The sequence below is a fragment of the Amycolatopsis sp. lyj-90 genome (assembly GCF_046549035.1).
GTDB lineage: Bacteria > Actinomycetota > Actinomycetes > Mycobacteriales > Pseudonocardiaceae > Amycolatopsis.
In genome coordinates this window covers 16,806-41,583 of the sequence record NZ_JAJPWP010000013.1, presented here as the reverse complement: position 1 = coordinate 41,583, position 24,778 = coordinate 16,806, and the positions used below count along the sequence as shown (strand labels likewise).

19 protein-coding genes are annotated in these 24,778 nt (G+C 68.9%); 11 read left to right on the top strand and 8 right to left on the bottom strand.

What is annotated here, in order from left to right; all coding sequences use genetic code 11:
- Positions 1-273: 273 nt before the first annotated feature.
- A complete protein-coding gene (locus tag ACLJPX_RS37920; RefSeq protein WP_410605114.1) occupies positions 274-1,893 on the bottom strand; it encodes an ABC-F family ATP-binding cassette domain-containing protein in 1,620 nt (539 codons plus the stop codon).
- Positions 1,894-1,956: 63 nt separating this feature from the next.
- Between ACLJPX_RS37920 and ACLJPX_RS37915 the strand changes: the two genes are divergently transcribed.
- Together ACLJPX_RS37915 and yidC are read left to right on the top strand one after the other, a co-directional pair.
- Complete coding sequence (locus ACLJPX_RS37915) at positions 1,957-2,313, top strand: DUF6412 domain-containing protein (RefSeq protein WP_101613257.1); 357 nt, start codon at positions 1,957-1,959, stop codon at positions 2,311-2,313.
- Between the two features lie 69 nt (positions 2,314-2,382).
- Positions 2,383-3,174, top strand: coding sequence for a membrane protein insertase YidC (gene yidC, locus ACLJPX_RS37910; protein ID WP_410605113.1), 792 nt, complete (start codon positions 2,383-2,385; stop codon positions 3,172-3,174).
- On the opposite strand, the gene ACLJPX_RS37905 is transcribed toward yidC, so the two are convergent.
- A complete protein-coding gene (locus ACLJPX_RS37905) occupies positions 3,164-3,814 on the bottom strand; it encodes a GOLPH3/VPS74 family protein (RefSeq protein ID WP_410605112.1) in 651 nt (216 codons plus the stop codon). The two genes, yidC and ACLJPX_RS37905, sit on opposite strands and share 11 nt — an antisense overlap.
- A 51-nt stretch (positions 3,815-3,865) precedes the next feature.
- Between ACLJPX_RS37905 and ACLJPX_RS37900 the strand changes: the two genes are divergently transcribed.
- On the top strand, positions 3,866-4,453 hold the full coding sequence (locus tag ACLJPX_RS37900; protein ID WP_410605111.1) for a hypothetical protein: 588 nt from the start codon (positions 3,866-3,868) through the stop codon (positions 4,451-4,453).
- Positions 4,454-4,590: 137 nt separating this feature from the next.
- Here the strand turns inward: ACLJPX_RS37900 and ACLJPX_RS37895 are convergent, their stop codons facing one another.
- Positions 4,591-6,876 carry an ATP-binding cassette domain-containing protein gene (locus tag ACLJPX_RS37895; protein WP_410605110.1) on the bottom strand — a complete coding sequence of 762 codons (2,286 nt, stop codon included), beginning with the start codon at positions 6,874-6,876 and terminating at the stop codon, positions 4,591-4,593.
- A 62-nt stretch (positions 6,877-6,938) separates the two neighbouring features.
- Between ACLJPX_RS37895 and ACLJPX_RS37890 the strand changes: the two genes are divergently transcribed.
- A complete protein-coding gene (locus ACLJPX_RS37890) occupies positions 6,939-7,895 on the top strand; it encodes a helix-turn-helix transcriptional regulator (RefSeq protein WP_410605109.1) in 957 nt (318 codons plus the stop codon).
- Between the two features lie 22 nt (positions 7,896-7,917).
- On the opposite strand, the gene ACLJPX_RS37885 is transcribed toward ACLJPX_RS37890, so the two are convergent.
- The gene (locus ACLJPX_RS37885) at positions 7,918-8,388 is read right to left on the bottom strand and encodes an Lrp/AsnC family transcriptional regulator (protein ID WP_410605108.1); all 471 of its coding nucleotides are present in this window, start codon (positions 8,386-8,388) and stop codon (positions 7,918-7,920) included.
- Between the two features lie 162 nt (positions 8,389-8,550).
- Between ACLJPX_RS37885 and ACLJPX_RS37880 the strand changes: the two genes are divergently transcribed.
- The 6 genes from ACLJPX_RS37880 to ACLJPX_RS37855 all read left to right on the top strand — a co-directional run bounded on the left by ACLJPX_RS37880 (position 8,551) and on the right by ACLJPX_RS37855 (position 19,877).
- Complete coding sequence (locus ACLJPX_RS37880; RefSeq protein ID WP_410605107.1) at positions 8,551-12,000, top strand: indolepyruvate ferredoxin oxidoreductase family protein; 3,450 nt, start codon at positions 8,551-8,553, stop codon at positions 11,998-12,000.
- A 683-nt stretch (positions 12,001-12,683) separates the two neighbouring features.
- Positions 12,684-14,279, top strand: a complete 1,596-nt coding sequence (locus tag ACLJPX_RS37875; RefSeq protein WP_410605106.1) for a S8 family peptidase — start codon at positions 12,684-12,686, stop codon at positions 14,277-14,279.
- A complete protein-coding gene (locus ACLJPX_RS37870) occupies positions 14,276-14,860 on the top strand; it encodes an RNA polymerase sigma factor (RefSeq protein ID WP_410605105.1) in 585 nt (194 codons plus the stop codon). The genes ACLJPX_RS37875 and ACLJPX_RS37870 overlap by 4 nt, the downstream gene beginning before the upstream one ends.
- On the top strand, positions 14,857-15,327 hold the full coding sequence (locus tag ACLJPX_RS37865) for a hypothetical protein (protein WP_101608521.1): 471 nt from the start codon (positions 14,857-14,859) through the stop codon (positions 15,325-15,327). The genes ACLJPX_RS37870 and ACLJPX_RS37865 overlap by 4 nt, the downstream gene beginning before the upstream one ends.
- An 8-nt stretch (positions 15,328-15,335) precedes the next feature.
- Entirely contained in the window at positions 15,336-17,876 is a 2,541-nt protein-coding gene (locus tag ACLJPX_RS37860) for a CHAT domain-containing protein (protein ID WP_410605104.1), read from the top strand.
- Positions 17,877-17,906: 30 nt separating this feature from the next.
- A complete protein-coding gene (locus ACLJPX_RS37855; RefSeq protein ID WP_410605103.1) occupies positions 17,907-19,877 on the top strand; it encodes a pentapeptide repeat-containing protein in 1,971 nt (656 codons plus the stop codon).
- Here the strand turns inward: ACLJPX_RS37855 and ACLJPX_RS37850 are convergent.
- From ACLJPX_RS37850 to ACLJPX_RS37840, 3 genes are all read right to left on the bottom strand, one after another.
- Positions 19,867-21,018 carry a glycosyltransferase gene (locus ACLJPX_RS37850; protein ID WP_410605102.1) on the bottom strand — a complete coding sequence of 384 codons (1,152 nt, stop codon included), beginning with the start codon at positions 21,016-21,018 and terminating at the stop codon, positions 19,867-19,869. The two genes, ACLJPX_RS37855 and ACLJPX_RS37850, sit on opposite strands and share 11 nt — an antisense overlap.
- Positions 21,019-21,028: 10 nt before the next feature.
- Complete coding sequence (locus ACLJPX_RS37845) at positions 21,029-22,294, bottom strand: preprotein translocase subunit SecY (RefSeq protein ID WP_410605101.1); 1,266 nt, start codon at positions 22,292-22,294, stop codon at positions 21,029-21,031.
- A gap of 90 nt (positions 22,295-22,384) precedes the next feature.
- Positions 22,385-23,137 (bottom strand): dienelactone hydrolase family protein, encoded by a 753-nt coding sequence (locus tag ACLJPX_RS37840; protein ID WP_410605100.1) that lies wholly within the window; start codon positions 23,135-23,137, stop codon positions 22,385-22,387.
- Positions 23,138-23,273: 136 nt separating this feature from the next.
- Between ACLJPX_RS37840 and ACLJPX_RS37835 the strand changes: the two genes are divergently transcribed.
- Positions 23,274-24,242: a GlxA family transcriptional regulator gene (locus tag ACLJPX_RS37835; RefSeq protein ID WP_410605099.1), complete on the top strand. Its 969-nt coding sequence runs from the start codon at positions 23,274-23,276 to the stop codon at positions 24,240-24,242.
- A gap of 314 nt (positions 24,243-24,556) precedes the next feature.
- On the opposite strand, the gene ACLJPX_RS37830 is transcribed toward ACLJPX_RS37835, so the two are convergent.
- The gene (locus tag ACLJPX_RS37830; protein WP_410605098.1) at positions 24,557-24,730 is read right to left on the bottom strand and encodes a hypothetical protein; all 174 of its coding nucleotides are present in this window, start codon (positions 24,728-24,730) and stop codon (positions 24,557-24,559) included.
- Positions 24,731-24,778 lie beyond the last annotated feature (48 nt).

The following is a 24,778-nucleotide window of genomic DNA, read 5'->3' as shown; positions in this document are numbered from 1 at the left end:
GGCATCAGGACCCACCCCGCAGTCCCTTGCGGACAGTCGCACCCCCGCAATGCGACAACCAGCCCGCTGGAAACCCTCGAAACCTGACACGTGCGGGATAGCCGACTTTGCCGAGACCCTGGCGCTAGGCGCAATGAAGGGGACCTTCACGTACATCAGACTGACCAGGGCGCTGAACGGTGGTGGGTCGTGAGTGGCGTTTCGAGTTCTGGATGGGCAATACCGGTCCGCTCCAACCCGAAACGCCACTCACGACCCGCTTGACCCCAACGCTCACCGCGCCCGTTGCACCGGCCGCTCGTCCCACACCGGTTCCGGGGTCTCCCGCACCCGCCCGTCGGTGCCGAACACGAGGAACCGGTCGAACGAGCGCGCGAACCATCGGTCGTGCGTCACCGACACCGTGGTGCCCTCGTACGCCTCGAGTGCCTGCTGCAACGCCTCCGCCGAGGCGAGGTCGAGGTTGTCGGTCGGCTCGTCCAGCAGCAGGATGGTGGCTCCGCCGATCTCCAGCAGCAGGATCTGGAACCGTGCCTGCTGGCCTCCGGACAGCTTCTCGAACCGCTGGTCGCCCTGCCCGTCCAGTTCGTAGCGGCGCAGGATGTTCATCGCCGGTCCGCGGCTCCGCGCGTGCTCGGTCCAGAGGATGTCGACGAGCGTCCGTCCGAGCAGTTCGGGATGCGCGTGCGTCTGCGCGAAGTGGCCGGGGACGACCCGGGCGCCGAGTTTCCACAGTCCTTCGTGCGCGACGTCCTCGCCGGCCAGCAGCCGCAGGAAATGCGATTTGCCGGAGCCGTTGGAGCCGAGCACGGCGACCCGTTCGCCGTAGAAGATCTCCAGGTCGAAGGGTTTCATCAGGCCGGTGAGTTCGAGTCCTTCGCAGGTGACGGCCCGGACGCCGGTCCGCCCGCCGCGCAGGCGCATGGTGATCTTCTGTTCGCGCGGGGGAGCGGCGGGGGCGCCCGCCTCCTCGAACTTGCGCAGCCGGGTCTGGGCCGCGTGGTAGCGCGAGGCCATCTCGTCGCTGCGCGCGGCGTACTGACGCATGTCGGCGACGAGTTTCTTGAGCTGCGCGTGCTTTTCGTCCCAACGACGGCGGAGCTCCTCGAAGCGTTCGAACCGCTCCGTGCGTGCCTGGTGGTAGGTGTCGAAGCCGCCGCCGTGCACCCAGACGTCGCCGCCCGCCGGCCCCGGCTCGACGCTGATGATCTTCTTCGCCGCCCGCGCCAGCAGTTCCCGGTCGTGCGAAACGAAGAGGACGGTCTTCTGGGTCTCACGCAACCGTTGTTCGAGCCAGAGTTTGCCGGGGACGTCGAGATAGTTGTCCGGTTCGTCGAGCAGAAGGACCCCGGAACCGCCGAGCAGCAACGCCTCCAGGACCAGCCGCTTCTGTTCGCCGCCGGACAGGGTGCGCACCTCCCGCCAGCGCGCCTTCTCGTACGGCAGGTTGAGCGCCGCGGTCGTGCACTTGTCCCACATGACCTCGGCTTCGTAGCCGCGAGCGTCACCCCAGTCGCCGAGCGCCTGGGCGTAGGCCATCTGGGCCGCTTCGTCGTCGCGTTCCATCATCGCGAGTTCGGCCTCGTCGACGGCGCGGGCGGCGTTGCGGAGCGAGTCCGGCGAGACCGAGACGAGCAGGTCCCGCACCGTTCGCTCGTCGCGCACCGAACCGACGAACTGGGGCATCACCCCGAGCCCGCCGCTGATGGTCACCGAGCCGCCGTCGGGTTCGAGTTCGCCCGAGATCAGTCTCAGCAAGGTCGTCTTGCCCGCCCCGTTGGCGCCGACGAGCGCGCAGACGTTGCCCTCGCCGACCCGGAACGAGACGTCGCCGAGCAGCAGCCGTCCGTCGGGCAGGTAGTACTCGACGTGCGCGACCTCCACATGCCCCATTCCGACAGACTGCCTTCGCCGAAGGTGATCACGCAACGCAATATCTCCGGTAAGGTCGGTGACGTGGAGCGAACCTACTTCGGCGTGCGGCTCAAGCTGATGCTTGCGCTGTTCCTGCCCGAGTTGTTCGTCGTGCTCCCGGTCGTCGGCGGGGTCAACCCGCTGAGCCTGGTCACCGCCCTGACGGCGTCGGTGGCGGTCGCCAACCCGCTCGGGCTGGCCGCCGCCCTGACAGCGTCCCTCGCCGTCATCCTGCTCGCGCTCGCGGCGCACTTCCGCCTGGAACCGTCGGCCGCCGCGATGCGGGTGCGAGCCATCAGCCTGCGCGAACGCGCGCAGTTGTACCTGAGCCTGCGCGATCCCGACGCGCGCGGCCGCGTCCGGCCACGGGCTCCGTCACGGGGCATCGTGACTGCCTGACTTCTCCTCGTTCGAAGGTGAGGCAGTCACTCCTGCCCCCGCACCTTCAAACGACGGAGTGACCCGGTCATGTTCGATGTCTTCCTGTACCCCGTTTCCGCCATTCTCTGGTTCTGGCACAAGGTTTTCGGCGCCGTTTCGAGTCCCGACTCGGGCGTCGCCTGGGTGCTGTCCATCGTGTTCCTCGTCTTCACCCTGCGTCTCGTGCTGGTCAAACCGGCACTCGGCGCGCTGCGCGCCGGTCGTCGCACGCAGGCTTTGGCCCCGCAGATGCGGAAGATCAAAGAGAAGTACGGCAAGGATCGCCAGCGGATGGCGAAGGAGATCCAAAAACTGCACGCCGACAACGGATCCAGCCCGCTGGGCGGCTGCCTCCCGGCACTGATCCAGCTTCCGGTGTTCCTGTCGCTGTACTGGGTCCTGCGCGATTTCACCCCGGGCGCCGCGTCGAACCACGTCTTCGACCGCGCCGGGGTGGAGTCCTTCCTGAACGCGGATCTGTTCGGCGCGAAGCTCGGCAACTGGCTTTCGCAACCGGCGGCGGAGCTGGCCGCGTTCGGCACGGACCACGTCCACATGATCGCGGTCGGCGTGCCGTTGATGCTGATCGCGAGCCTGGCCACGTTCTTCTCGATGCGCTCGGGCCTCACCCGGCAGACCGCGACCGCCCCGGAGGCCGCCGGGATCGTCAAGCTGATGATGTACCTGGCCCCGCTCGGGATGCTGGTCTCGGGCGCGTTCTTCCCGGTGCCGATCGGGGTGCTGCTGTACTTCCTGGCCACCAACGTGTGGACGCTGGGGCAGCAGCATTTCCTCACCAAGGTCGTCGACAGGGAAGAGGAGGCACGCGCTAGCCGCTGACGGCCGCCCGGCGTGCGGCGATCGAGTACTGCGCGGCCTTCCGCAGTCCGGGGAGGACGGTGTCGACGTGCTCTGCGAGCGCCTTGACCGCGCTCTTGTTCGCGCGTTTCTCCTTGGGACCGAAGACCGTGTAGACGTCGCCCTCGGCGGACAGCATGGCCAGGACCGCGTCTTCGATCGCGACGGTGGCGGGGTCCTGGCCGCTCAGCACCACGTTCCGGACCCGCTCGCGTAGCTCCCGCGTTCGCTGCGGGTCCAGCAAGGTGATGTCGCGAACCGTGAAGATGCCCATCGCCCGGCGTTTCTCGACGAAGAGCACGCCGGACGCGGCGAGTTGGTCGCGGACGGTGTCCTCCGCCTTGTGCCATTCGCGGTCGACGACGGTGAACCACCGGCGCGGCTTCTCGCCGGGAGCGTCCGCCAGCACCCCGGCCAGGAACGGGTCCTGCGGGGTGAGGCCGGCCGCGGCGGTGCGTTCGGCCTTCCCGCCATGATCGGTGAGGAGACCGCCGATGATCAGCTCGGCCACCGCGGCCGCGCGCAGGAGCGCGCCCCGCACCAGGGCACTGGTGGGGTCGAGCCGGTTCTTTTCGCTGTCGTAGCCGAGCAGGTACATCCGCTGTGGCAGTGACTGGCTCATCTCGTCCTCTCGTCGGGACCGGTCCCGTCGGACAGCTTTACCCTCGGCCGGATGATGAGCCACCCGGCGGCGCGCTTTCGAGTGACCGCGGCCCTCGCCGTCTGCTGCCTGCTCGCGGGCTGCGGGCCGACCTCGCCCGAACCCACTCCGGCCCCGGCATCGGCGCCGCCGTCACCGTCACCGTCGCCGTCTCCGGCGGGCCCGGATCCGGCGCTGGTCTCCTGGGCAGGAGGGTACTGCGGCGCGGTCAAGGAGATGCGGCTGATCGTGTACAGCCTGGCCAAGGGCTACGACATCAAGACCGAGGCCGACGTGCCGAAGGCGGAGGCTTCGCTGAAGAAGCTGGACACCGCGCTGGCCGCCGCGATCGGCGGACTCGAGAAACTTCCGCAGGCCGCCGCACCCGCACAGGAGGCCAACGCGCTCGCCTCCGGTGAACTGGCCTTCTACCGGAAGCTGCGCGGGCAGGTGACCGAGAACCTCGCCCTGCTGCCGAAAGGTGGTGCCCGCTATGCCCAAGCGGCGCTCACCGTGAGCGGGATCGACCTGGTGTCGCACGTGCCCGCCGTCGAGACCGGCAAGGTGCCCGGGCTCGACCAGGCGATGAAGGCGAACGAGTCGTGCGGGCTTGTCGGCTAGATCACGCCGGAATCGGGTGAAGAACTGTTCGGTACCGGCGTGTCGGGCAAAGCCTGATCGGGAATCATCTCGCTCTGCCCGGGAACTGTTCCCGGGCGGGTGGGTGTTCCCGGCGCCGTCCGGCGCCGGGAACGCGTTCAGTGTTTCCGCAGGTGACGGCCCGTGAGCGACGCGGTGTCCTCGGCCAGTGCCGACGGCGTGCCCTCGAACACGACCGTCCCGCCGTCGAAACCCGCGCCGGGGCCGATGTCGATGACGTGGTCGGCGTGCGCGATCACCCGTTGGTCGTGCTCGATCAGGACGAGCGTCGCACCCTCGTCGACGAGCTCGTCGCAGAGGACGAGCAACCGGTCGACGTCGCTGCCGTGCAGCCCGGCGGTGGGTTCGTCGAGGATCAGGCGCAGGTCGTCCGCGGGACCCGCGTCGGCGAGGTGGCGGGCGAGGAGGAGCCGTTGCCTTTCGCCGCCGGACAAGGTGTCGAGGCTCTGGCCGATCGTCAGGTAACCGAGTCCGACCCGGTCCAGCCAGCGCAACCGTTCCGCGATGGGGGACCGCTCGCCGAACAGGGCGGCGGCCTCCGCGGGGTTCATCGCCAGGACGTCGGCGATGGTCCGGTCGTGCAGGCGCGCGCCGAGTGCTTCCGGGTTGAACCGGGTGCCGCCGCAGGCGTCGCAGCCGGTCTGGACGTCGTCGAGGAACGCCAGATCGGTGATGATGACGCCCTTCCCCTTGCAGACGGGGCAGGCTCCGCGGCCGTTGGCGCTGAACCACGACGGATGTTTTCCGGTGGCCTTGCCGAAAGCGTCGCGAACGGGTTCGGCGACGCCGAGCACCGTGGCGGGGGTGGACCGGATGCCGCCGCGCAGCGGTGCCTGGTCGACGACGACGAAACCGGGATGCTGGCGGGGGAGTTCGCCCGCGATCAGGGTGCTCTTGCCGGAACCGGCGACACCCGACACGACGGTCAGGACGCCGAGCGGCACCTCGACGGTGACGTCGCGCAGGTTGTGGCTGCAGGCGCGGGAGATCGTCACGGTCCCCTGGGCGGCGCGGGGCCGCTTCCGGAAGCGGAGCGGGGCACGGAGAACCCGGCCGGTTTCGGTTTCGGTCGTCGTGAGTTCCCTGGGAGTGCCTTCGAACTGGACGCGCCCGCCGCCGGCGCCGCCGGTGGGCCCGAGCTCGATGACGTGGTCGGCGGCCGCGATGACCGCCGGATGGTGTTCGACGACGAGGATCGTGTTGTGCGCGTCGCGGAGTTTGGCCAGTAGTTCGAGGAGCCGGTGCACGTCGTGAGGGTGGAGCCCGGTGCTGGGCTCGTCGAACACGTAGCAGACGTCGCTGAGCGCGCTGCCGAGATGGCGGACGATCTTGACGCGCTGCGCTTCGCCGCCGGACAGCGTCCTCGATTCCCGTGACAGGCTGAGATAGCCGAGCCCGACGGAATCCAGTGCGTCGAGGCGTTCCCGGATCGCCTGCCGCAGCGGCGCCACCGACGGATCGCGTACGGCCGCGACGACGTCGCGCAGATCGCCGACCGGCATCGCCGACCAGTCCGCGATGGACCGCCCGTCGATCAGGCTCTCCCGCGCCGCCTGGGCGAGACGGGTCCCGGCGCAGTCCGGGCAGACGCCGCGCGTGACGACTCCGGCGAGCCCTTCCTGTTCTTCGGCGGTGAGGCGTGACGGCGTCTTGCGCAGGTACGAGTCCCGGAGCCGCGGGACGATGCCGTCGAAGACGCCGTGCTTGGGATACTCGGAGCCGGGGTCGTCGAGGGAAAGCCCTTCGGCGTGCAGCAGGGTTTCGACCTTCGCCGACGGCAACCGTCCCAACGGGACATCCGGGTCGACCAGTCCGGAGTGGACGAGCCGTTTCCACCGGTAGGTCCCGGGGGCGAACGTCGGGAAGCGCACGGCGCCTTCGCGCAGGCTCCGCGAGCGGTCGAGCAGCCGGTCGAGGTCGATGTCGTCGACCATGCCGAGCCCTTCGCAGCGCGGGCACATCCCGCTGGGATCGTTGAACGAATAGGCGGGCGAGAACCCGGCTCCCGGCTCGCCGAGCCGGGAGAACAGCAGGCGCAGCAGCGACGCGATGTCGCTCGCCGTGCCGACCGTGGACCGCGCGTTCCCGGTGAACCGCCGCTGATCCACGATCGTGGTGAAGATCAGCCCGTCGATCCGGTCGACGTCCGGGGGCGGATGCTGCGGGAGGCGGTTCCGGACGAAGGTGGGATAGGTCCCGGTGACCAGGCGCTCGGCTTCGGCCGCGATCGTGTCGAACGCCAGCGACGACTTCCCCGAACCCGATACGCCGGTGAACACCGTCAGCCGGTGCTTCGGGACCCGCACCGACACCTCGCGGAGGTTGTGCGTCCGGGCTCCCTCCACCGTGATCCAGCGGCCGCGGTCAGCTCGTACTTTCGCCATGAAACGAGGCTACGATGAGATGTGGCCGGATTGCGGCCACAACTAATTGGCAGGGAGGCACCGTGACGGCACCACGAGAACGGATGCTGAGGCTGCTGTCGCTCCTGCAGTCCGGCCGCCAGTGGCCCGCCGCCGAACTCGCCACGGCCATGGAAGTCCCGCCCCGCACCCTCCGCCGCGACCTCGACCACCTGCGGACCTTGGGCTATCCCGTGGAGAGCACCCGTGGCCCAGGAGGCAATTACCGCCTCGTCGCGGGCGCCGCGCTGCCGCCGCTCATGCTGGAACACGACGAGGCGATCGCCACCGTGCTCGGGCTGCGGCTCGCCGCGGCGGGCGGGACCGGCATCGATCTCACCGCCGAATCGGCGGACCGCGCCGCCGCGAAACTCCGGCGCGTCCTCCCGGCGGCCCTGCGGCGGCGCACCGACGCGATGCTCGCCGCGGTCGAGTTCGGGAGCGGCGAGCAGCCGATGGTCACACCCGACGTCCTGAACGTCCTCGCCGCGGCGATCGCGGCTCGCCGGTGCCTCGAGTTCGCGTACACCGGGAAGGAAGGCCCGTCCTCCCGGACGGTCGAGCCGATGCGTCTCGTCCAGCTCGGCAGGCGGTGGTACCTCTACGCCTGGGACCTCGGCCGTCGGGACTGGCGGAGCTTCCGGCTCGACCGGATCACCGCGCCGGAGACGACCGAGGTGGCGTTCGAGCCCCGCGACCTCCCTGTCGACGACGTCGCGGGTCATCTCCAAGAACGCTTCCACAGCCCGAAATCGCTCCGGATCACGCTGACCCTGCGGGTCGGCGCGAGCGAGGCCGCGGCCCGCCTGCACCGGATCGACGGGAGTTTCGAAGCCCTCGGCGACGACAGCTGCCGGTACGTGGCGTACGTCGATTCCTTCGAGTGGCTGGCCGTCGTCCTGACCCTCACCGACATCGACTTCACGGTGGAGGAGCCGGCGGAGTTCGGCGAGTACCTCGCGAGGACCGGGCAACGCCTGCTGCGGGGGAGCGGCTCGTGAGCGCCTTTCCGCGGTGCCGGACTCAGGCGTCGCCCGAATCGGGCCACTGCTGTCCGCGCGTCCAGGAGTCCAGCACCATCAGGGTCTTCGTCCCCGTCACCTGGTGATGCCGCCGGATCTCGTCGATGGTGTGCTGCAGGTGGCCCATGTCCCGCACCCGCAGCCAGACGAGCGCGTCGGGATCGCCCGCGATGGTGAACACCGCCTGGGCTTCCGGCATCCGGGTGGTCGTCCGGACGATCTCGCCGACCTTGGTGGTCCCGGTGAACCGCAGTTCGGTGAACGCCTCGATGCCCCAGCCGAGTTTGGCGTGGTCGATCTGGACGGTGTAACCGACGATGACGCCGTTTTCCTGCATGCGGTCGATGCGGCGTTTGACCGCGGCGGTGGACAGCGTGACACGGGCCCCGATGTCGCCGAGGGTGCGCCGGGCGTCTTCCCGGAGCAGTTCGAGGATTTCGCGATCGGTCTCGTCGATGAGCTGGTCCGCCATGAGCCAGGATGGTACGCAGACGCAACAGATATCGGCTACCGGCGAAGGTGGGCCGGATATTTTGCGTGATCGAGGGCAATAGACTGCCGCTTGTTGCGGCGGCCCGCGAGGTCGGGTCTCCTGTCGTGACATCGCGCGGGGGTGCCGAAGGAGGCAGGTCTGGTGGAGCAGTTCACGTTGGAGGACCGGTATCTGCGGGAAGACGGCACCGTCTACCTCAGCGGGGTCCAGGCCCTGGTCAGGATGCTGTTCGACCGGGTGCGGCACGATCGTGCCGCCGGGGCGTCGCCCGCGGTGTTCGTCTCCGGCTACGAAGGGTCCCCGCTGGCCGGGTACGACCTCGAGCTCGGCCGCCGGTCGGTCCTGCTCGACAAGCACGACGTCGTGCACCGCCCGGGCCTGAACGAGGAAATCGCCGCGACGGCGGTCATGGGCAGTCAGCTCACCGCCTCGATCGGCTCTTCGCGCGGAGGGGTCACCGGGTTCTGGTACGGCAAGGCACCCGGCCTGGACCGGGCGACGGACGCCCTGCGGCACGCCAACCTCGCGGGCACCGACCCGGCGGGCGGCGCGGTGGCGCTGGTCGGCGACGATCCGAACGCCAAGTCCTCCTCGGTGCCCTGCGCCTCCGAGCTCGCGCTGGCCGATCTGGCCATGCCGGTGTTCTTCCCGTCCGACTCCCAGGACGTGCTGGACTTCGGGCTCCACGCCGTCGAGCTGTCCCGGGCGAGCGGGCTGTGGTCGTCGATGAAACTCGTGGCGAACGTGGCCGACGCCGCGAGCACCGCCCACGTCCGGCCACAGTGGACGGCTCCGGAGCTGGCGCTGCCCGCGTACCGGCACAAGCCCAGTTCCCGCCTGCTCGGCACCACGCTGATGGCGCTCGAACGCAGCCTCTACACCGAACGCCTGCCGCTGGCCGTCGAATACGTGCGGGCGAGCGGGATCAACCGGATCGTCCAGGAAGGACCCGCGGACCGCATCGGCATCGTCACCGCCGGGAAGTCCTATTTGGACTTGATGCAGGCGCTGCGGCTGCTCGGCCTGGACGCCGACACGTTGTCCCGGCACGGGATCCGGATCCTCAAGCTCGGTGTCATCCATCCGCTCGAACCGTCGATCGTCCGCCGGTTCGCCGACGGCCTGACCGAGATCGTCGTGGTGGAGGAGAAGCGGTCCTTCGTCGAATCGGCGATCAAGGAGGTGCTCTACGGCACCGCCGGCGCGCCCGCCGTGTACGGCAAGACCGGCCCGGACGGCCGCACCCTGTGCACCGAACTCGGCGAACTCGATCCGGACGCCGTGGCCAGGGTGCTCGCCGGGCGGCTGGCCGAGCATCACGAGATCCCGTCGGTGACCGCGTGGCGGGGGCGACGGCGTCGTGAGCGCATCTCGGTGCCGCTGCTGACCAGGACGCCGTACTTCTGTTCCGGCTGCCCGCACAACTCGTCGACGAAGGTGCCCGAAGGCACCGTGGTCGGCGGCGGCATCGGTTGTCACGCGATGGCGCTGTTCATGGAGCCGGAACAGGTCGGGGACGTCGTCGGCCTCACGCAGATGGGCGGCGAGGGCGCGCAGTGGCTCGGGATGGAGCCGTTCGTCGAGGCCTCGCATTTCGTGCAGAACATCGGCGACGGCACGTTCACCCATTCCGGCAGCCTCGCGGTGCGGGCCGCGGTGGCCGCCGGGGTGAACATCACCTACAAGATCCTCTACAACGCGACCGTCGCGATGACCGGCGGACAGGACGCCGTCGGCGGGCTCCCGGTGGAGCGGCTGGCGTCGCTGCTCCTGGTCGAAGGTGTCGCCAAGGTGGTCGTCACCAGTGACGAGCCGAAGCGGTTCCGCGGCGTCCGCCTGCCCGACGGTGTGGAGGTCCGCTCCCGCGACGAACTGCTGAGCACGCAAGAGGAACTGGCCGCGGTGCCCGGGGTGACGGTGCTCATCCACGACCAGGAATGCGCCGCGGAGAAGCGCCGCAAACGCCGTCGCGGCAAGCTGGCCACCCCGGCCGCCAAGGTCGTGATCAACGAGCGCGTCTGCGAGGGATGCGGCGACTGCGGCGAGAAGTCGAACTGCCTGTCGGTGCAGCCCGTCAGCACCGAATTCGGCCGCAAGACCGCGATCCACCAGTCTTCGTGCAATGTGGACTACTCATGCCTGGAGGGGGACTGCCCCTCGTTCATGACGGTGGTGCCCACCGGCAAGAAGCACCGTCGGCAGGCCGGGGAGATCACCGCAGCGGAGCTGCCGGATCCCGAGACCGGGAGCACCGACTTCTCCGTGCGGATCACCGGGGTCGGCGGGACCGGCGTGGTCACCGTCGCGCAGATCCTCGCCACCGCAGCGGTGATCGAGGGCAAGCAGGTCCGGACGCTGGACCAGACCGGGCTCGCGCAGAAGGGCGGCGCCGTCGTCTCGGATCTGAAGATCACCGCCGAGCCGACGCCGCAGGCCCCGAAGCTCGCTGCCGGGGAATGCGATCTCTACTTGGCTTGCGACGTTCTCGTCGGCGCCGACCCGGCGCATCTGACGGTGGCGGACCCCGGCCGGACCACCGCCGTCGTCTCCACGACCGAGGTGCCGACCGGCCGGATGGTCGTCGACACCACCGTCTCCTTCCCGGACGCGGCGGCCGTGCGGGGCGCGATCGCGGAGAGCGCGGCGCGAACCGTGGTGCTCGACGCCAGGGCACTGGCCGAGACCCTGTTCGACGACGACCAGTTCGCCAACATCCTCCAGCTCGGCGCGGCCCACCAGACCGGCGCCATCCCGCTGGCCGCGGCCAGCCTGGAACGCGCGATCGAACTCAACGGGGTCGCCGTCGCGGGCAACCTCCAGGCGTTCCGTCGCGGCAGGCAGCTCGTCGTGGATCCCGACGGCCTGCACGCGGCTGTCGCTCCTCCCGCCGTCGCCGCGACCCCGACGCCGTCCGAGGCCGCTCTCCGCGCCCGCGCGCTCGTACACGCCGAGCCGGGTTCGGAACTCGCGCGCCTGCTGGACATCCGCGTCCCCGAACTCGTTCAGTACCAGGACGCCCGCTATGCCCGGGCGTACGCCGAGTTCGTCGAGCGGGTCCGGGTGCTGGAAGGGGACTCGACCACCGTCACCGAAGCGGTGGCGCGCAATCTGCACAAACTGATGGCCTACAAGGACGAGTACGAGGTCGCGCGGCTCTCGCTCGATCCCGCCGTGCTCGCGGGGATCGAGGCGGAGTTCGGGGTGGGCAGCCGCTACGCCTACCGCCTGCACCCGCCCGTGCTCCGCGCGCTGGGAATGAAGCGGAAGATCGCGCTGGGCGCGGGTTTCCGCCCGCTGTTCGTCGCGTTGCGCGCCGGCCGGAAACTGCGCGGCACCCGGTGGGACCTGTTCGGCAGGGCACACGTCCGGAAGGTGGAGCGGGAGCTCGTCACGCAGTACCGGGAAACGATCCTCACCGCGTTCGGCACCGAGGGCGCCGATCGCGGCAGGCTCCTGGCCCTGGCCGAGCTGCCCGACCTGGTCCGCGGCTACGAGGACGTCAAACTGGCGAACGTCGAGGCCTACCAACGGGAACAGGCCGCGATCCTCGCCGATCTCGTCCCGGCGGGCAAACTCGGTGTGAGCGGGTGACCTCGGCGCCTCGGTACCGGCGCCGTGGCCGCTTGAAGTACGTGATGGCCCCCTTCCTTGCGTCTAGCGCAAGGAAGGGGGCCATCACGTACTTGGGAAAGGCGTGAGGGTCGAGTTTCTTCGGCTGAGCCGAGGTAGGGGGCCCTTCACGCGCGGCCGCTGGGGCTGTTGGTGCGGGTGCGGGTAGCCGTGGCGATCACGACCGTAGTGAAGGCCTCCATCACTACGGTCAAGGTAGGCAAGGGTCCCTTCACGGCCCGGACTCGTGAACGACCGCGGCCAGAGGCCGTAGGTAACCAAGACACCCTTAGCCCTAACCCGAATCGCCACTCACGACCGAGGCGTCGCTGCCCCAGTCCACCGTGAGTCCACACCAGCCGGGTTGTGTGTCGCGAAAGCCACTTTCGCGACGTCTGATGTCCCGAAAGTGGCTTTCGCGACACAGCCTCCGGGCATCACGGACCGAACCCGCGATCACCCGCCCCACCAAGCCACCGCAGCCCTCCCGTGTCAGGTTCACGAAATAGCCCGGCACACGAAGATATTCCGACGACCATCCGTTTTCGGAACATTCTCGAAGCGTTTAATTTCGTTACCCGGTCGAGATTCCCGTTTCGTATCCGGCCACTCTCCTCCCGCGACCTCAATGACGTGGTCCGTTCTGTCATGAGAGGGAGGCTGTGATGGTGGTCAGGTTCGTCTCGCCCGACCCGGACGCGTACCCCGAATCAGACGCCATCGAGGAGGCCTATCTGCCGTCTTGTCCCGCTGAACTGCTGGAACGCCATGGCGCGCGGGTGCTGCGGCCCGCGGACGCGACGGTCGTCGCCGGATGGCCGTCGGAGCGGTCGAGCAGGTTCCTGCCGACCGTCTACCGCGCGAGCGCCCTCCTGATGCCGGCGGAGGCGTGGAACGACGGTCCCACCCGCACCGGTATCGAGGGCGTTCTGCGGGACATGGGATTGCAGGCCCTCACGTCAGGCAGTGACCTCCGCCCGGCGGGCGCGCCGGTCTCGCTCGCGTTGGCGCTCCTTCCCGACGCGAGCGCGCGGACCATCGACGCGTGGGAAGTGCTGCAGCGCATGCGCGAGGCCTCCAGTCGCGAGAGGGCGGGGCTCGATCCGGCCGTCGTGCGCAGGTTTTCCTTGGACCACCTCATGTTCACCGGCGTGGGCCTGACCGGTGTGCCCTGGGATGTCACCGGACTGGGCGAGCGCGTCAACGGTGGCCGGGCAGGCGGCCGGTCCCGGATCCCCGTCTCCCTGCCCGGCCCCGCGCCGTCGCGACCCGCGCTGGCCCGGCGCCCGACGGTGCTGGTTCCCGACTCCGGCACCGGGCCCCATCCCTGGCTCGACGTGTACGACCCGTCGCAAGGGGGTCAGTCCGGCGATGAGTTCATCGTCGTCGCACCGGACATCCAGGAGGCGATTCTCGAGAACGAGAAACTGCTGGCGTCGACGGCCCCGGTGGAATTGCTGGTGGGCCATCGCGACGGGCCGATGACGACGGAGGCGCTGATCGGCGAGGTCGCCCCGGACGCAGGCCACGGCACCTTCATCGCGGGTGTCATCCGGCAGGCGGCGCCTCGCGCGAGGGTCCTCGCGGTCAGGATCGTGCACACCGACGGCGTCGCTTATCTTTCGGACACCTTGCTCATGCTGCACAAGGCCCTGGACCGGGTTCGCGCCGCGCAGAAGAAGAACGGCGATCCAGACCTGATGATCGACGTCATTTCGTTTTCCATCGGGTATTTCGAGGAATGGCCGTCGGCCGCGAAGTACACCTCTCAGCTAGCCGAGGTCGTCGGCAAGCTGACCGAGCGCGGCGTGGTGGTCGTCGCCGCGGCGGGCAACAACGCGACGACACGCGACTTCTTCCCCGCGGCCCTTTCGACGCGGCTGTCGGGCAAGGGGCCGCGGGTGGTCGGCGTCGGCGCGCTGAATCCCGACGGCAGCAAGGCGTTGTTCTCCAACGAAGGCGCCTACGTGTCCTGCTGGGCCGACGGCGTCTGCGTGGTGAGCACGCATCCGACCGACATCGACGGATCGGAAACTCCGGACCATCATGTACCCGCTCTGGGCCGGAAGGGATTCGACCCGGACTGTTTCTCGAGTGGATTCGCTATCTGGGACGGAACCTCCTTCGCCGCCCCGCAGGCGGCTTCGGCGGTGCTCAACGCGCTGATCGAAGTCGCGGAGACGGAGAGAACGCCGCTCACGGACTGCACGCGAAGCGCCACCCGGAAACGGGCCGAAGCGGCATTGGACCTGCTCCGATGAACACGCCATCGGGCGCCCTCGACTTCGACCATCTCGCGACGCTGCTCAAGTCCGCCCAGAGTGGTGACAGGGAAGCCCTGAACGGGCTGATCGAGACCCTGACCCCCTTGCTGTGGCATGTCGCGAGAGCGCACGGGATCGACAGGGACGGTGCGTCCGACGTCGTCCAGACGACATGGCTGAATCTTCTCGGCTCCCTCCACGAGATCCACAGTCCCGCCGGCCTCACCGGCTGGCTGATCACGGTGACCAAACGGGAGACCTGGCGGGCGCGGACCCGCTACCAAGCCGAGCGCCCGCCCGCCGACGGTCTTTTCGAGTCGGTGCCCGCGCCCGGTCCGCGTCCGGACGAGGAGGCGGTCGCCGCTGATCAGCGGCGGAGGTTGTGGGCGGCGGTGAACAAGTTGCCCGAGCGGTGCCGGACCCTGCTGCGCATCGTCGCCTTCGTGCACCGCCCGGACTACGAGGAGATCGGTTCGGCGCTCGGGATCAAACGAGGCAGCGTCGGCCCCACGCGAAGCCGTTGCCTGACCCGGCTCAAGCAGATCCTGACCACCGCCCACGGCGAGGAGTGGAGATGACCGGCATCAACGAAGAATCCCTCGACGACCTGGACCGGACATTGCTCCGCCAGGTTCGCGAGCTGTGGAACGAGACCGACCCGGTACCCGTGAACCTCGTGGAACAGATCCAGTTCGCGGTCCGGCTGAAGAACGTCGAACTGGAGGTCTTCCGGCTGATCGAATGCGGCGGGGTGCCCGCCGCCAGAGGGGACGAGCGCAGCACCCTGCTCACCTTCGAGTGCAGCAGCCTCACGATCATGGTCAGCGTCGGCGCCCGCACCGACGGCACGGTCCGGCTGGACGGGTGGATCCAGCCACCGGCCGCGCTGGAGATCGAGGTCAGGACCTCCTCCGGCTCGATCACGATCAGCTCTGACCGCGAGGGGCGGTTCGCCGTCGACAGGGTGGCGCGGGGCATGGTGCAGCTGATCGCCCGGCCGCAGGGTGGAGGCCGGACGATCAGCACACCGGCCATGGAACTCTAGGGCCGGTCGTGGAGCCGGATCACCTGTCGCCGAAGGGCATCGACGAGCGCGTGCGCGCGCTGCACCGCGATGGGATCGAAGCGACCAACAGCGGGCACCCCGTACGCGGGGCCCGGTTGCTCCGTGCCGCGGTGAAACTGCTGAACCGTCATCCGGCCCGGCCGGCGCTCGCGGCGAGAGTGCTGAGCACCCTCGGTGGTGTCGAGGTCGTGCTGGGCAACAGCGAGCACGGCTTCGACCTGCTGGACGCCGCCGAGGCGCTGCCCGTCGCCCCCGGTGACCACGGTGCGCTCCGGCAGCAGCGCGGACTGGCCCTGATCCTGGTCGGCCGGATGACCGAAGCGCTCACTTGCTTCGACGAAGCCATTCCGCTACTGAGGCGCTCCGGCGAACCCGTGGCGCTGGCCAGGGCGTTGTTAAATCGCGCGCTGCTGCACCAGACCGCGGGCCGGGTCCGGCTCGCGCTCGCCGACCTCGACGCCTGTGCCGAGATCGCGACGGCCCACGGGGCGGTCGACGGACTTCCCAGGACCCTGGCGAAAGCACTCCAGGGACGAGGACAGGCGAAGGTGCTCACCGGGGACATCCCCGCCGCGCTCCGCGATTTCAGCGCGGCGGCCGAGGTCTACGCGGAGCATGGCGAGGGCATGCTGGCTCCGCTCGCGGTGGACAAGGGGCGGGCGCTGCTCGCCGCGGGCCTGCCGAGCGAAGCCGCCGCCGAACTCGATCTCGCCCTCGCGCGTTTCCCCCGGCTCCGGATGGATCAGGAACATGCAGAAGCGGAGCTCACGAGGGCACGAGCCGCCTTGGCGGCCGGAGACCTGGCAGGCGCCCGGCGATGGGCGGGCCGGGCGACCCGCCGCTTTCGCAGGCGTGGCAACGACACCTGGGCCGCGGTCGCCGCGCTCACCCTGCTGCGGGCCGACTTCACGGCCGGTGGCCGGATGAAACAGGTGGCGGCCGACGCGGCCGAACTCGCCATCCGGCTCACGGGCCTCGGGCTCCGGAATGACGCGGAGACTGCGAAGCTTCTGGCCGCGAGGGCCAACATCGCTCTCGCCGACGCCGAGGCCGCACGCGCCGCTCTCGCCGACCGTGCCCTGCCGGACGGTCCGCTGGCGAACCGTTTGCTCCGCAAGCTGGCCCGGGCGGAGCTCGCGTGGTCGACCGGTGACCGGCGGACGACCTTGGCCCAGGCACGGGCCGGGCTGAAATCGCTCGAGGCCTACCGAAGCGGATTCGGAAGCCTCGACCTCCGAACCGGCGTCGCCTCACTCGGCCGCGATCTGGCGAAGACCGGCCTGACAGCGGCATGGGCGAACGGTTCGCCGGAGGTCGTCTTCCGCTGGCTGGAACGCTCCCGTGCCCAGGCTTTCGGGATTCAGCGGCCCCACCGGCCCGACGGGGAAACCGTCGACGCCGTCGCCGAACTGCGTCAGCTCGCGGGCAAGATCCGCACCACCGAACTCGCCGGCGCCTCGGACGCGGAGGCGCGACGCCGGTGCTCCGAACTGGAACGCGGCATCAGGGCGAGGGGATGGGAGACCGAAGGGGCCGACCTTCAGGTGTCCAGGGCGACCTATGGCGGTGTCCGTGCCGAACTGTCCAAAAGAGACAGTGTGATGCTCGGTTTTCTCGCCGACGAGGACAGATTCCGTGCTTTGGTGGTCGACGGCCACCGTGCGTCGTTGATCGATCTCGGTGACGTGGCCGTGGTGACCGAAGCGGTCATGCGCCTGCAGAGTGATCTGAACGCGGTCTGCGGCCGAAGGCTGCCGTCCGCGCTGGAGCGGGTCATCCGGTCGTCCGTGCGCCGCCAGATCGGTGTGCTGGCCGAGGAACTGCTGGTACCGCTGCTCACGCGACTGGGCGACGCCGACGTGGTGGTGGTGCCCACGGGAGTTCTTTCGATCGTGCCGTGGGGGTTGCTCGAGCCCTTCCGGGGCCGTCCGGTGACGGTCACACCGTCGCCTTCCGCATGGCTCGCCCTCTGTACGGTGCCCACGCGCGAGACAGCGGACCACGCGGCGATGCTGACGGTCGCCGGTCCCGGACTCGAACACGCCACGAACGAAGCCGATCGCGTCGCGGAGGTCTACCCTCGCGCGGAAGTGCTGGCAGGCAACGACGCCACGATCGAGGCGACGTCGAAAGCTCTCGCCGAATACGACTCGGTGCATCTGGCCGCACACGGGCATCATGAACAGGAGAACGTGCTTTTCTCCCGCCTCGACCTCGCGGACGGCCCGCTGATGGCCTATGACGTCCAGCTGCTCGAATCCGTCCCCGAGCATGTCGTCCTGTCCGCCTGCGACATCGGTCAGGCGGTGGTCCGTCCGGGGGACGAGATCCTCGGGTTCACCGCGGCGTTGCTCTACAGCGGAAGCAGGACGGTGATCTCCAGTGTGGCCAGGGTCGATGATCGAGCGGTCGTCCAGGTCATGGAGTCCTACCACCGGGCGCTGGCGCGGGGGACGGTGCCCGCGAGGGCGCTGGCCGACGCCACCTGCGGCGAACTGCTGATGCCGTTGGTCTGCTTCGGTCAGTGAAGCCGAGTTCTTCCGGAAAGGCAGGCGATGATGGAAACCGGTGCCGCGCCCGACGAGCCGCCGCTTGTCGAGCCGTTCTGGCCGACGTGCGCCAACGACGGGTGCGTAGGCCGAACGTGCGAGGGGTTCGACCACTGTCTCGCTCATCTGGACGAGCGCGGGCTGCGCGAGACGCTCCGGAATCTCGGTCCCGGTGCGGATCTGGACGTCCGTGGAACCACGTTCACCTCGTTGCTGCTCAGCTCGTTACTGATTGCTGTTGCCGATACTCCGGCGAATCAAGAGTTCAAGACACCGCATTTCGGTACTGCGGACTTCGGACATTGTCACTTCAAGGACTTTTTTCACTTTGATCGCTTGGGTTGGGATCATCCAGGCACGCTCACCTATCCTGAGTTCAGGAAATCTCAAGAAGTCTCCTATCTGAGCGGTCATGGGTTCGCCGGTGCGCGCTTCGATGGCATGGCCCGGTTCGGGAGCGCACGGTTCAGTGGTGACGCCTGGTTCACCGGTGCGCGGTTCGACGGAGGCGTTTGGTTCGGGAGAACGCGGTTCGAGGGGCACGGTGGATTCAACGATGTCGAGTTCAACGGGAATTCGTATTTCGGGAGCGCGAGATTCGGGGGAATCGCCTGGTTCGGAGATACACGGTTCAACGATGAGGCGGTCTTCGCCGGGGTGCGATTTCATCGAAGTGCCCGGTTTACAGAGGTGCATTTCGGTGGTGGAGCGGATTTCGACGAAGCGCGCTTCGGTGCGGCCGCGATGTTCGAGGGCGCGACGTTCCACGGAGCCGCGTACTTCAGCAATGCGCTCTTCGAAGAGGCCGTGAGGTTCGGGCCGCTGGTAGCGACGTCTCTCGTCATCGACGGTGCCTCCTTTGCCCGTCGTGTCGTGGTCGAGGCGGAGGCTGGATCGCTCACGGCATCCGATACGCGCTTCGAAGCGGGCACTGAGCTACGAGTACGTCGTGCCCAGGTGACCCTTCGGCGAGCGTTCTTCGGGGCGCCGTCGTCACTCAGCGGTTCCCCCGCACCGTTCACGCGAAGGGTCTCGAGCCTGGTCGTCGAGGCTGATCCCGAAATGATCGCGCAGTGGCCGGGCAGCCACGCCTCCGGCTCGGTCGAGGTCCTCGAACCGTGGCTACCCAGCGTGCTGAGTGTGCAAGAAACCGATGTGTCGCAAGTGACCCTCGCGGATGTGGACCTGCGGTGGTGCCGGTTCGCCGGAGCTCACCAGCTGGACAAGCTCAGGCTGGAGGGCAGGGGCCCGTTCAACCGGCCTCCCGCCGGTTGGCGGCTCGGCTGGGCGTGGCCGCCCGTGTGGCATTGGTGCCGGAGGCGGGTTCTGGCCGAGGAGCATCCGTGGCGGGCCGAGCGGCGCAAACACCACGGCTGGTCCAGGAACCTGCCCAACCTCGGGAGTCCCGTCACTTTCCCTCCGCTCGGTCCGGAACGGCTCGCCGTGCTGTACCGGTCACTGCGGAAAGCGTTCGAAGACGCCAAGAACGAACCAGGTGCGGGCGACTTCTACTTCGGCGAAATGGAAGCACGTCGCCACTCCGGAACGACCTCTCGCCGGGAACGTGTCTTGCTCACCCTCTACTGGATGATCTCCGGCTATGGTCAGCGTGCGGGACGTGCCCTCTCCGCGTTGGTCGTGCTGGTCGCCGTGATCTTCGCCCTGCTCACCCAGTTCGGCCTGACGAACGGGACCGGGACGCAGGAGATCGTCGGCCCGCTCCCTGCCGCGTCCGGACAGCCCTCGACGACTGTTTACCGAGTCCAGCCCGTCGAGTCGAAACTGCCCGCGCCCGACAAGAGATGGACGCCCGACCGGATGGACAAGGCGATCCGGATCGCCTTGGGCTCGGTGGTCTTCCGCGAAACCGACCAGAAGCTCACGCCTCTGGGATTCTGGACGGTCATGGCGGGCCGTGCGCTCGGTCCTCTGCTGGTGGCTCTCACAGTCCTGGCCATCCGTGCCCGCGTCAAACGCTAGCGGCGTACTTCGTCAGGTGGTCCAGAATGGTGGCGGGTTCGGGCATCGCGGCGATCCGCTCGGCGAGGGACACAGCGGACTCGCGGTACGCCGGGTCGGCGAGCACGGTGCGCACCGCGTCACGGACCCCGTCCTCGGCGAGCACCCCGGCTCGAGCCTCGACGACCTGGGCGGCCATGTCGAACTGATCGGTGGCCAGCGGCGAGACCACCAGCGGCACACCGTGCGCGAGCGCGCCCAGTACGGTGCCCGCGCCCGCGTGACAGACGACCGCGTCGACATAGGGCAGTATTCGTTGCTGCGGAAGGAAGTTCTCGATACGCACGGAGTCGGGCTGAGGTCCGAACCGCTCCCGGTCACCGTCGCGGCCGATGGTCACGACGACGTTGACACCTTCACCGTGCAGCGCCGAGATCATGGTTTCCAGCACCCCGGGCCGGGTGTTGTGAGAGGTCCCCGCCGTGACGTAGACGGTCCGCTCGTGGGGTAGCCCGTCGAGGACGGCAGGGCGGTTTCCGGCCGCGGGCAGAACTCCTTCCGGGCGCACCGGCAGACGGACGGGGTGATCCCAGATGACTCCTCCCGGCCGCAACGCTTCAGGCCAGATGTCCAGGTACGGGACGGTGTCGTGATCGGGGAACCGGTCGAGGCCGAAGCGCCGCACGATCGGGTCGAGCGCCCGCCAGCCGCCCGCCATGATCCCGGCCGGTTTCGGCGGCCCGATCCCGTGCACCACGTACGGCAAACCGGCGATCGCGGCCGCGGCGGGCGCGGCGAATTCGGCGGCACCCGCGATCACCAGATCGGGCCGATGCTCGCGGACCGCGGCCAGCATCTCGTCCACCCTCGGCCCGGCTCCCGTCTCGGCCATCACGGTGACCACGTAGGCCAGCTTCTCGTCCGGCGACATCACCGCCAGCTCGGAGGGCGAGTACTTTCCCCAGGCCCGACGGGCGGCCGCCTCGTCGACCGCCCCACCCACCCCGATCGTCGGCAAGCCGCTCGCCCGCGTGTGCTCGACCGCGTTCGGCCCGGTCGCGAACACGACGTCGTGCCCCCGGTCCCGCGCCTCCGAGGCCAGCGGCAGCAAGGGGGCGATGTGGCTGTAACCCGATCCGGCGGAGAAGAACAGACGCGTCACTGAAGGCTCCTCAACGAAGGAATTGTCCATAGCTCTTCTGCAGGCGCAGTTCGTTGATCTGCCGCGAAGTATCCAGCGTGACACTCACGAGGAACACGAGAACCACCTGCAAGGTCACGCCGCCGAAGGGGAGTCGCGGGCTCGCGTCCAGCAAAGCGAGTCCGGCGACCGGGATCAGCGCGATCACTCCGGCGTAGACCGCGCCGAAGAAGCTGATCCGGTGGTACACGTAGCCGATGTAGTCGGCCGTCCAGCTGCCCGGCCGGATGCCGGGGACGAAACCACCCGTGCGCACCAGGTCTCGGGACACCTGCTCGACGTCCAGCGTTCCCGCCGCCCTGATGAAAGCGAAGAGGCCGACGAGGACGACGTAGACCACGATCCGCCAAGGAGTTCCTTCGTCGCGTAGCCGGGATCCGGTCCATTCGAGCCAGGTCACGGAGGGCCAGAGATCCGCCGCCAGCACCGGCAGGGACAGCAGCACGGCGGCGAGGACGGCAGGGCTGTTCGCCTGCGCGATCCGCAAAGGGATGTAGGTCGGGTTGCCGCCGTAGGTACGCACGCCGATCATCCGCTTCGCGTGCTGTATCGGGATACGGCGTTGTGCCTGCGCGACGACGATCGTGGCCACCATGACCGACGACGCCACGACGGTCATGACCGCGATGGCGACCCAGCCCTTCGCTTCGTAGAGGCGCAGGGACTCCGCCGGCAGCACCGCCAGGACCTGTGCCAGGAGCAGAATCCGGACGCCGTTACCGAAGCCGTGGTCGGTGATCACCTCGGTCAGCCGCAGGACCAGCGCGGTACCCGCCGTCATGCACGCCACCGTGACGGCGATGGAGACCGCGCCGTGGTCGTCGAAAACCTCCCGGTCTCGGAACACGACCACGCCGACGGCACCGAGGAGGCCGAGCACGACGGTGAGCCGCCGCCGGTACCGAGTCAGCAGGCGCGCGCCGGCTCGACCTTCGGCCCGGAGCGCGGCCAGCCGCGGGACCAGGGTGATCAGCGTGCGCAGAACCGGAGCCGCGGCCAGGCAAGGAAGGACACCGAACACGAACACCGGCAGGGTGGACAGCCCGCCACCGGTGAAGAGATCGAGCAGCCAGTACCAGGGGTTTTCGGTCTTGGGGATTGCTTCGAGCGCGCGGGCGTCCACGTGGGGAGCGGGCAGGTCCTGCCCGAGCCGGAACACCACGATCGCCAGCAGGGTGACCAGGATCCGGTGACGGAGGGAGCTTCTGCCCGCCGCCCGCTCGGCACTGTCGTTCATCGGTTGCTGAGGCCTCCGTCGTCGTCCTGCCCGCCATGTGTGGACCACGCTAGGAAGGGCGGATGAAATCCCGATGACACGGCGCCTGGCTCACCGCGCGGGACCGAGCCGCTCGGTGAGGTAGGCGAGGATCTCGTCTCTGGCCCGCAGCGTGGGATGCCCGTCGGAGTCGACGAGGTGAGCGGTGACGACGCTGTGCGGCGTGCCGACCACGTCACGGAAGAACGGGGGAGGGTCGGTGTTCGCGGCGCCGTCCGGGAGGACACGGCCGTCGAAGGCGTCGCCGAGGAGGGCTTGGTAGGCGGCGAAGCGCTGGCCGGTGCACCAGCGATCACCGTCGAAGCGGTAGGCGAGGACCTTCAGACCGTCACGCGAGACGCGGTCTCGGATCGCGAGCGCGTCTTCGTCGCTGAGTTCGAGCCCGCCCGGGTCGTCCAACGGCAGTGACGGATGGTTGACCACGGACGCGACGACGGCGGGTTCGAGCGCCATCGTGAGGGCGAAGTTCCCGGTGAAGCACAGCCCGATCGCGCCGACTCCGGGACCGCCGCACTCGGCGTGGGCCAGCCGTGCGAGCCCGCGCAGCCATGACGTGACGGGGCTGGTGCCGCCGCCGGCGAACGCCCTGAACTCCGCGCTGACACACGCGCGGCGGACCACCTGCTGGCCCTCCTCGGCCGTCGGGTAGGCCCCGTCCGTTCCGAAGAGGGACGGCAGGTGGACGGTGAACCCCGCGTCCCGCACCCAGCGCGCGAACCGGAGAACGTCGGGGCTGATGCCCGGCATCTCGGGCATCAGCACCACGGCGGGCCCGGAACCCCCGACGTACACCGTCTTCGTCACGCCGTCCACCTCCCGGAGACAGCGGGAGAAATCGGTGATCGCATCGTCGAGGTTTCCGTCCACACCCGCAGCCTGGACCATCGCGCCCACCGGCGGCGATAGGCCGGATCGCCAGATTCAGGGGTAATCTCGCCATATGCTGCGAGTCGGTGTCCTGGCCTATCCGGGTTGCTTCGCGTCCGAGGTGTTCGGCGTCCCCGATCTCCTCACGATGGCCACGCACGTCGCGGGCCCGGACAACGCCGGATACGAAGTGTCCGTCGTCTCGCCGCGCCGTCGCGTCGTCGCATCCGGCGGTGTGGCGTTGACCGTCTCGCCGCTGCGTGAGGTCGACGTCCTGGTCGTGCCGGGATTCGAGTTCATACCCGGCCAGGACCTCGACGCGAAGATCGCGGGCCTCTCCAAGGAAGTCGCGGCGATCCGGTCCCACGCCGACGCGGGCAACGTCGTCGTCTCGATCTGTGTCGGCGCGTTCCTGCTCGCCGAAGCAGGGCTTCTCGACCGGCGCCGCGCCACCACGTCCTGGCTCTTCGCGGACGAACTGGCTCGACGCCGCCCTGAGGCCGATGTCCGGCCCGAGCACCTGGTCGTCACCGACAAGGGAGTCACGACGACGGCGGCTTTCAGCGCCATGTACGACTTCGCGCTCGAACTGATCCGCGAACACAGCGGCGCCGAAGTGGCACGGACGACAGCGCGGGTGGCGCTGGTCGACGACGCGCGGTCGTCCCAGACCCCCTACGTCGACGCGCGGCTCCTTCCGCAGCGCGGCAACGAGTTCTCCCGCCAGGTCATGCGACGGCTCGACCAGAACCTGGCCGCCCGATACGACCTGGCGGCCTTGGCGGACACGTTCAAGGTCAGCACGAGGACGTTGCTGCGGCGTTTCGCGGAGGAGGCGGGCCAGAGCCCGCTCGAATACCTGCATTCCTCACGCGTCCGGCGCGCCCGCCATCTTCTCGAAACGACGGACCGCACCGTCTCCGGAATCTGTACCGCGGTCGGGTACCGGGACCCCGGAACCTTCGCCGCCCTGTTCGCCAAACACACGGGACGCCGTCCGAGGGATTACCGCGCGGCGTTTCGTCGCGGCGCGGGCGGATAGTGTTGCACGCCAGAAAAGTGTTGGAACAAGAAAGTTCCTCATGTGGTGCGCGCTTTACGTTCGGGATTGTCCGATCAAGCGCGATCGCAGGGAAGGGTTGGGGCACCTGCACCTCCGGCAGTGGCTCCTGGAGCCTCACGGTCCAGTGCTACCTCTGGGGCGCCAACACGGCCTACTGAGTCCTCGATCCCGCGCGTCGCGGTAAGGCCGCGACGCGCGGGAGTACCAGAACGGCGGCTTACGCCGTCCAAGGTGAAGGGGTAAGCAACCCACGTGACCTCACCACGAAGACCCCTGGCCGCACTGCGGCCCTATCAGCGGATCGGCTGGCTGCTGCGGGTCAATCGCATCCATTCACCCAGGGCGGAAATCCGCAGGCTCAGAAGTTTCGCCGCGGAGTGGGACGATGTCGTTTTCGGTGCCCCGCCATCGATCAGTACCTTTTCCCGCTGGGAAAGTGGCACGTCGGCCGCGACTTTCGCAGCCATACGAGGCTACGAAAACGTTCTCGGTCACGGTAACGAGTCACTGGTCGC

Excerpts from the sequence above, each read along its gene's own strand:
- ACLJPX_RS37905 (WP_410605112.1), bottom strand. The coding sequence starts at position 3,814 with ATGAGCCAGTCACTGCCACAGCGGATGTACCTGCTCGGCTACGACAGC.
- ACLJPX_RS37865 (WP_101608521.1), top strand. The coding sequence starts at position 14,857 with ATGACCGGCATCAACGAAGAATCCCTCGACGACCTGGACCGGACATTG.
- ACLJPX_RS37875 (WP_410605106.1), top strand. The coding sequence starts at position 12,684 with ATGGTGGTCAGGTTCGTCTCGCCCGACCCGGACGCGTACCCCGAATCA.
- ACLJPX_RS37830 (WP_410605098.1), bottom strand. The coding sequence starts at position 24,730 with ATGGCTGCGAAAGTCGCGGCCGACGTGCCACTTTCCCAGCGGGAAAAG.
- ACLJPX_RS37895 (WP_410605110.1), bottom strand. The coding sequence starts at position 6,876 with ATGGCGAAAGTACGAGCTGACCGCGGCCGCTGGATCACGGTGGAGGGA.
- ACLJPX_RS37885 (WP_410605108.1), bottom strand. The coding sequence starts at position 8,388 with ATGGCGGACCAGCTCATCGACGAGACCGATCGCGAAATCCTCGAACTG.
- ACLJPX_RS37835 (WP_410605099.1), top strand. The coding sequence starts at position 23,274 with ATGCTGCGAGTCGGTGTCCTGGCCTATCCGGGTTGCTTCGCGTCCGAG.
- ACLJPX_RS37870 (WP_410605105.1), top strand. The coding sequence starts at position 14,276 with ATGAACACGCCATCGGGCGCCCTCGACTTCGACCATCTCGCGACGCTG.
- ACLJPX_RS37845 (WP_410605101.1), bottom strand. The coding sequence starts at position 22,294 with ATGAACGACAGTGCCGAGCGGGCGGCGGGCAGAAGCTCCCTCCGTCAC.
- ACLJPX_RS37855 (WP_410605103.1), top strand. The coding sequence starts at position 17,907 with ATGGAAACCGGTGCCGCGCCCGACGAGCCGCCGCTTGTCGAGCCGTTC.
- ACLJPX_RS37900 (WP_410605111.1), top strand. The coding sequence starts at position 3,866 with ATGATGAGCCACCCGGCGGCGCGCTTTCGAGTGACCGCGGCCCTCGCC.
- ACLJPX_RS37920 (WP_410605114.1), bottom strand. The coding sequence starts at position 1,893 with ATGGGGCATGTGGAGGTCGCGCACGTCGAGTACTACCTGCCCGACGGA.
- yidC (WP_410605113.1), top strand. The coding sequence starts at position 2,383 with ATGTTCGATGTCTTCCTGTACCCCGTTTCCGCCATTCTCTGGTTCTGG.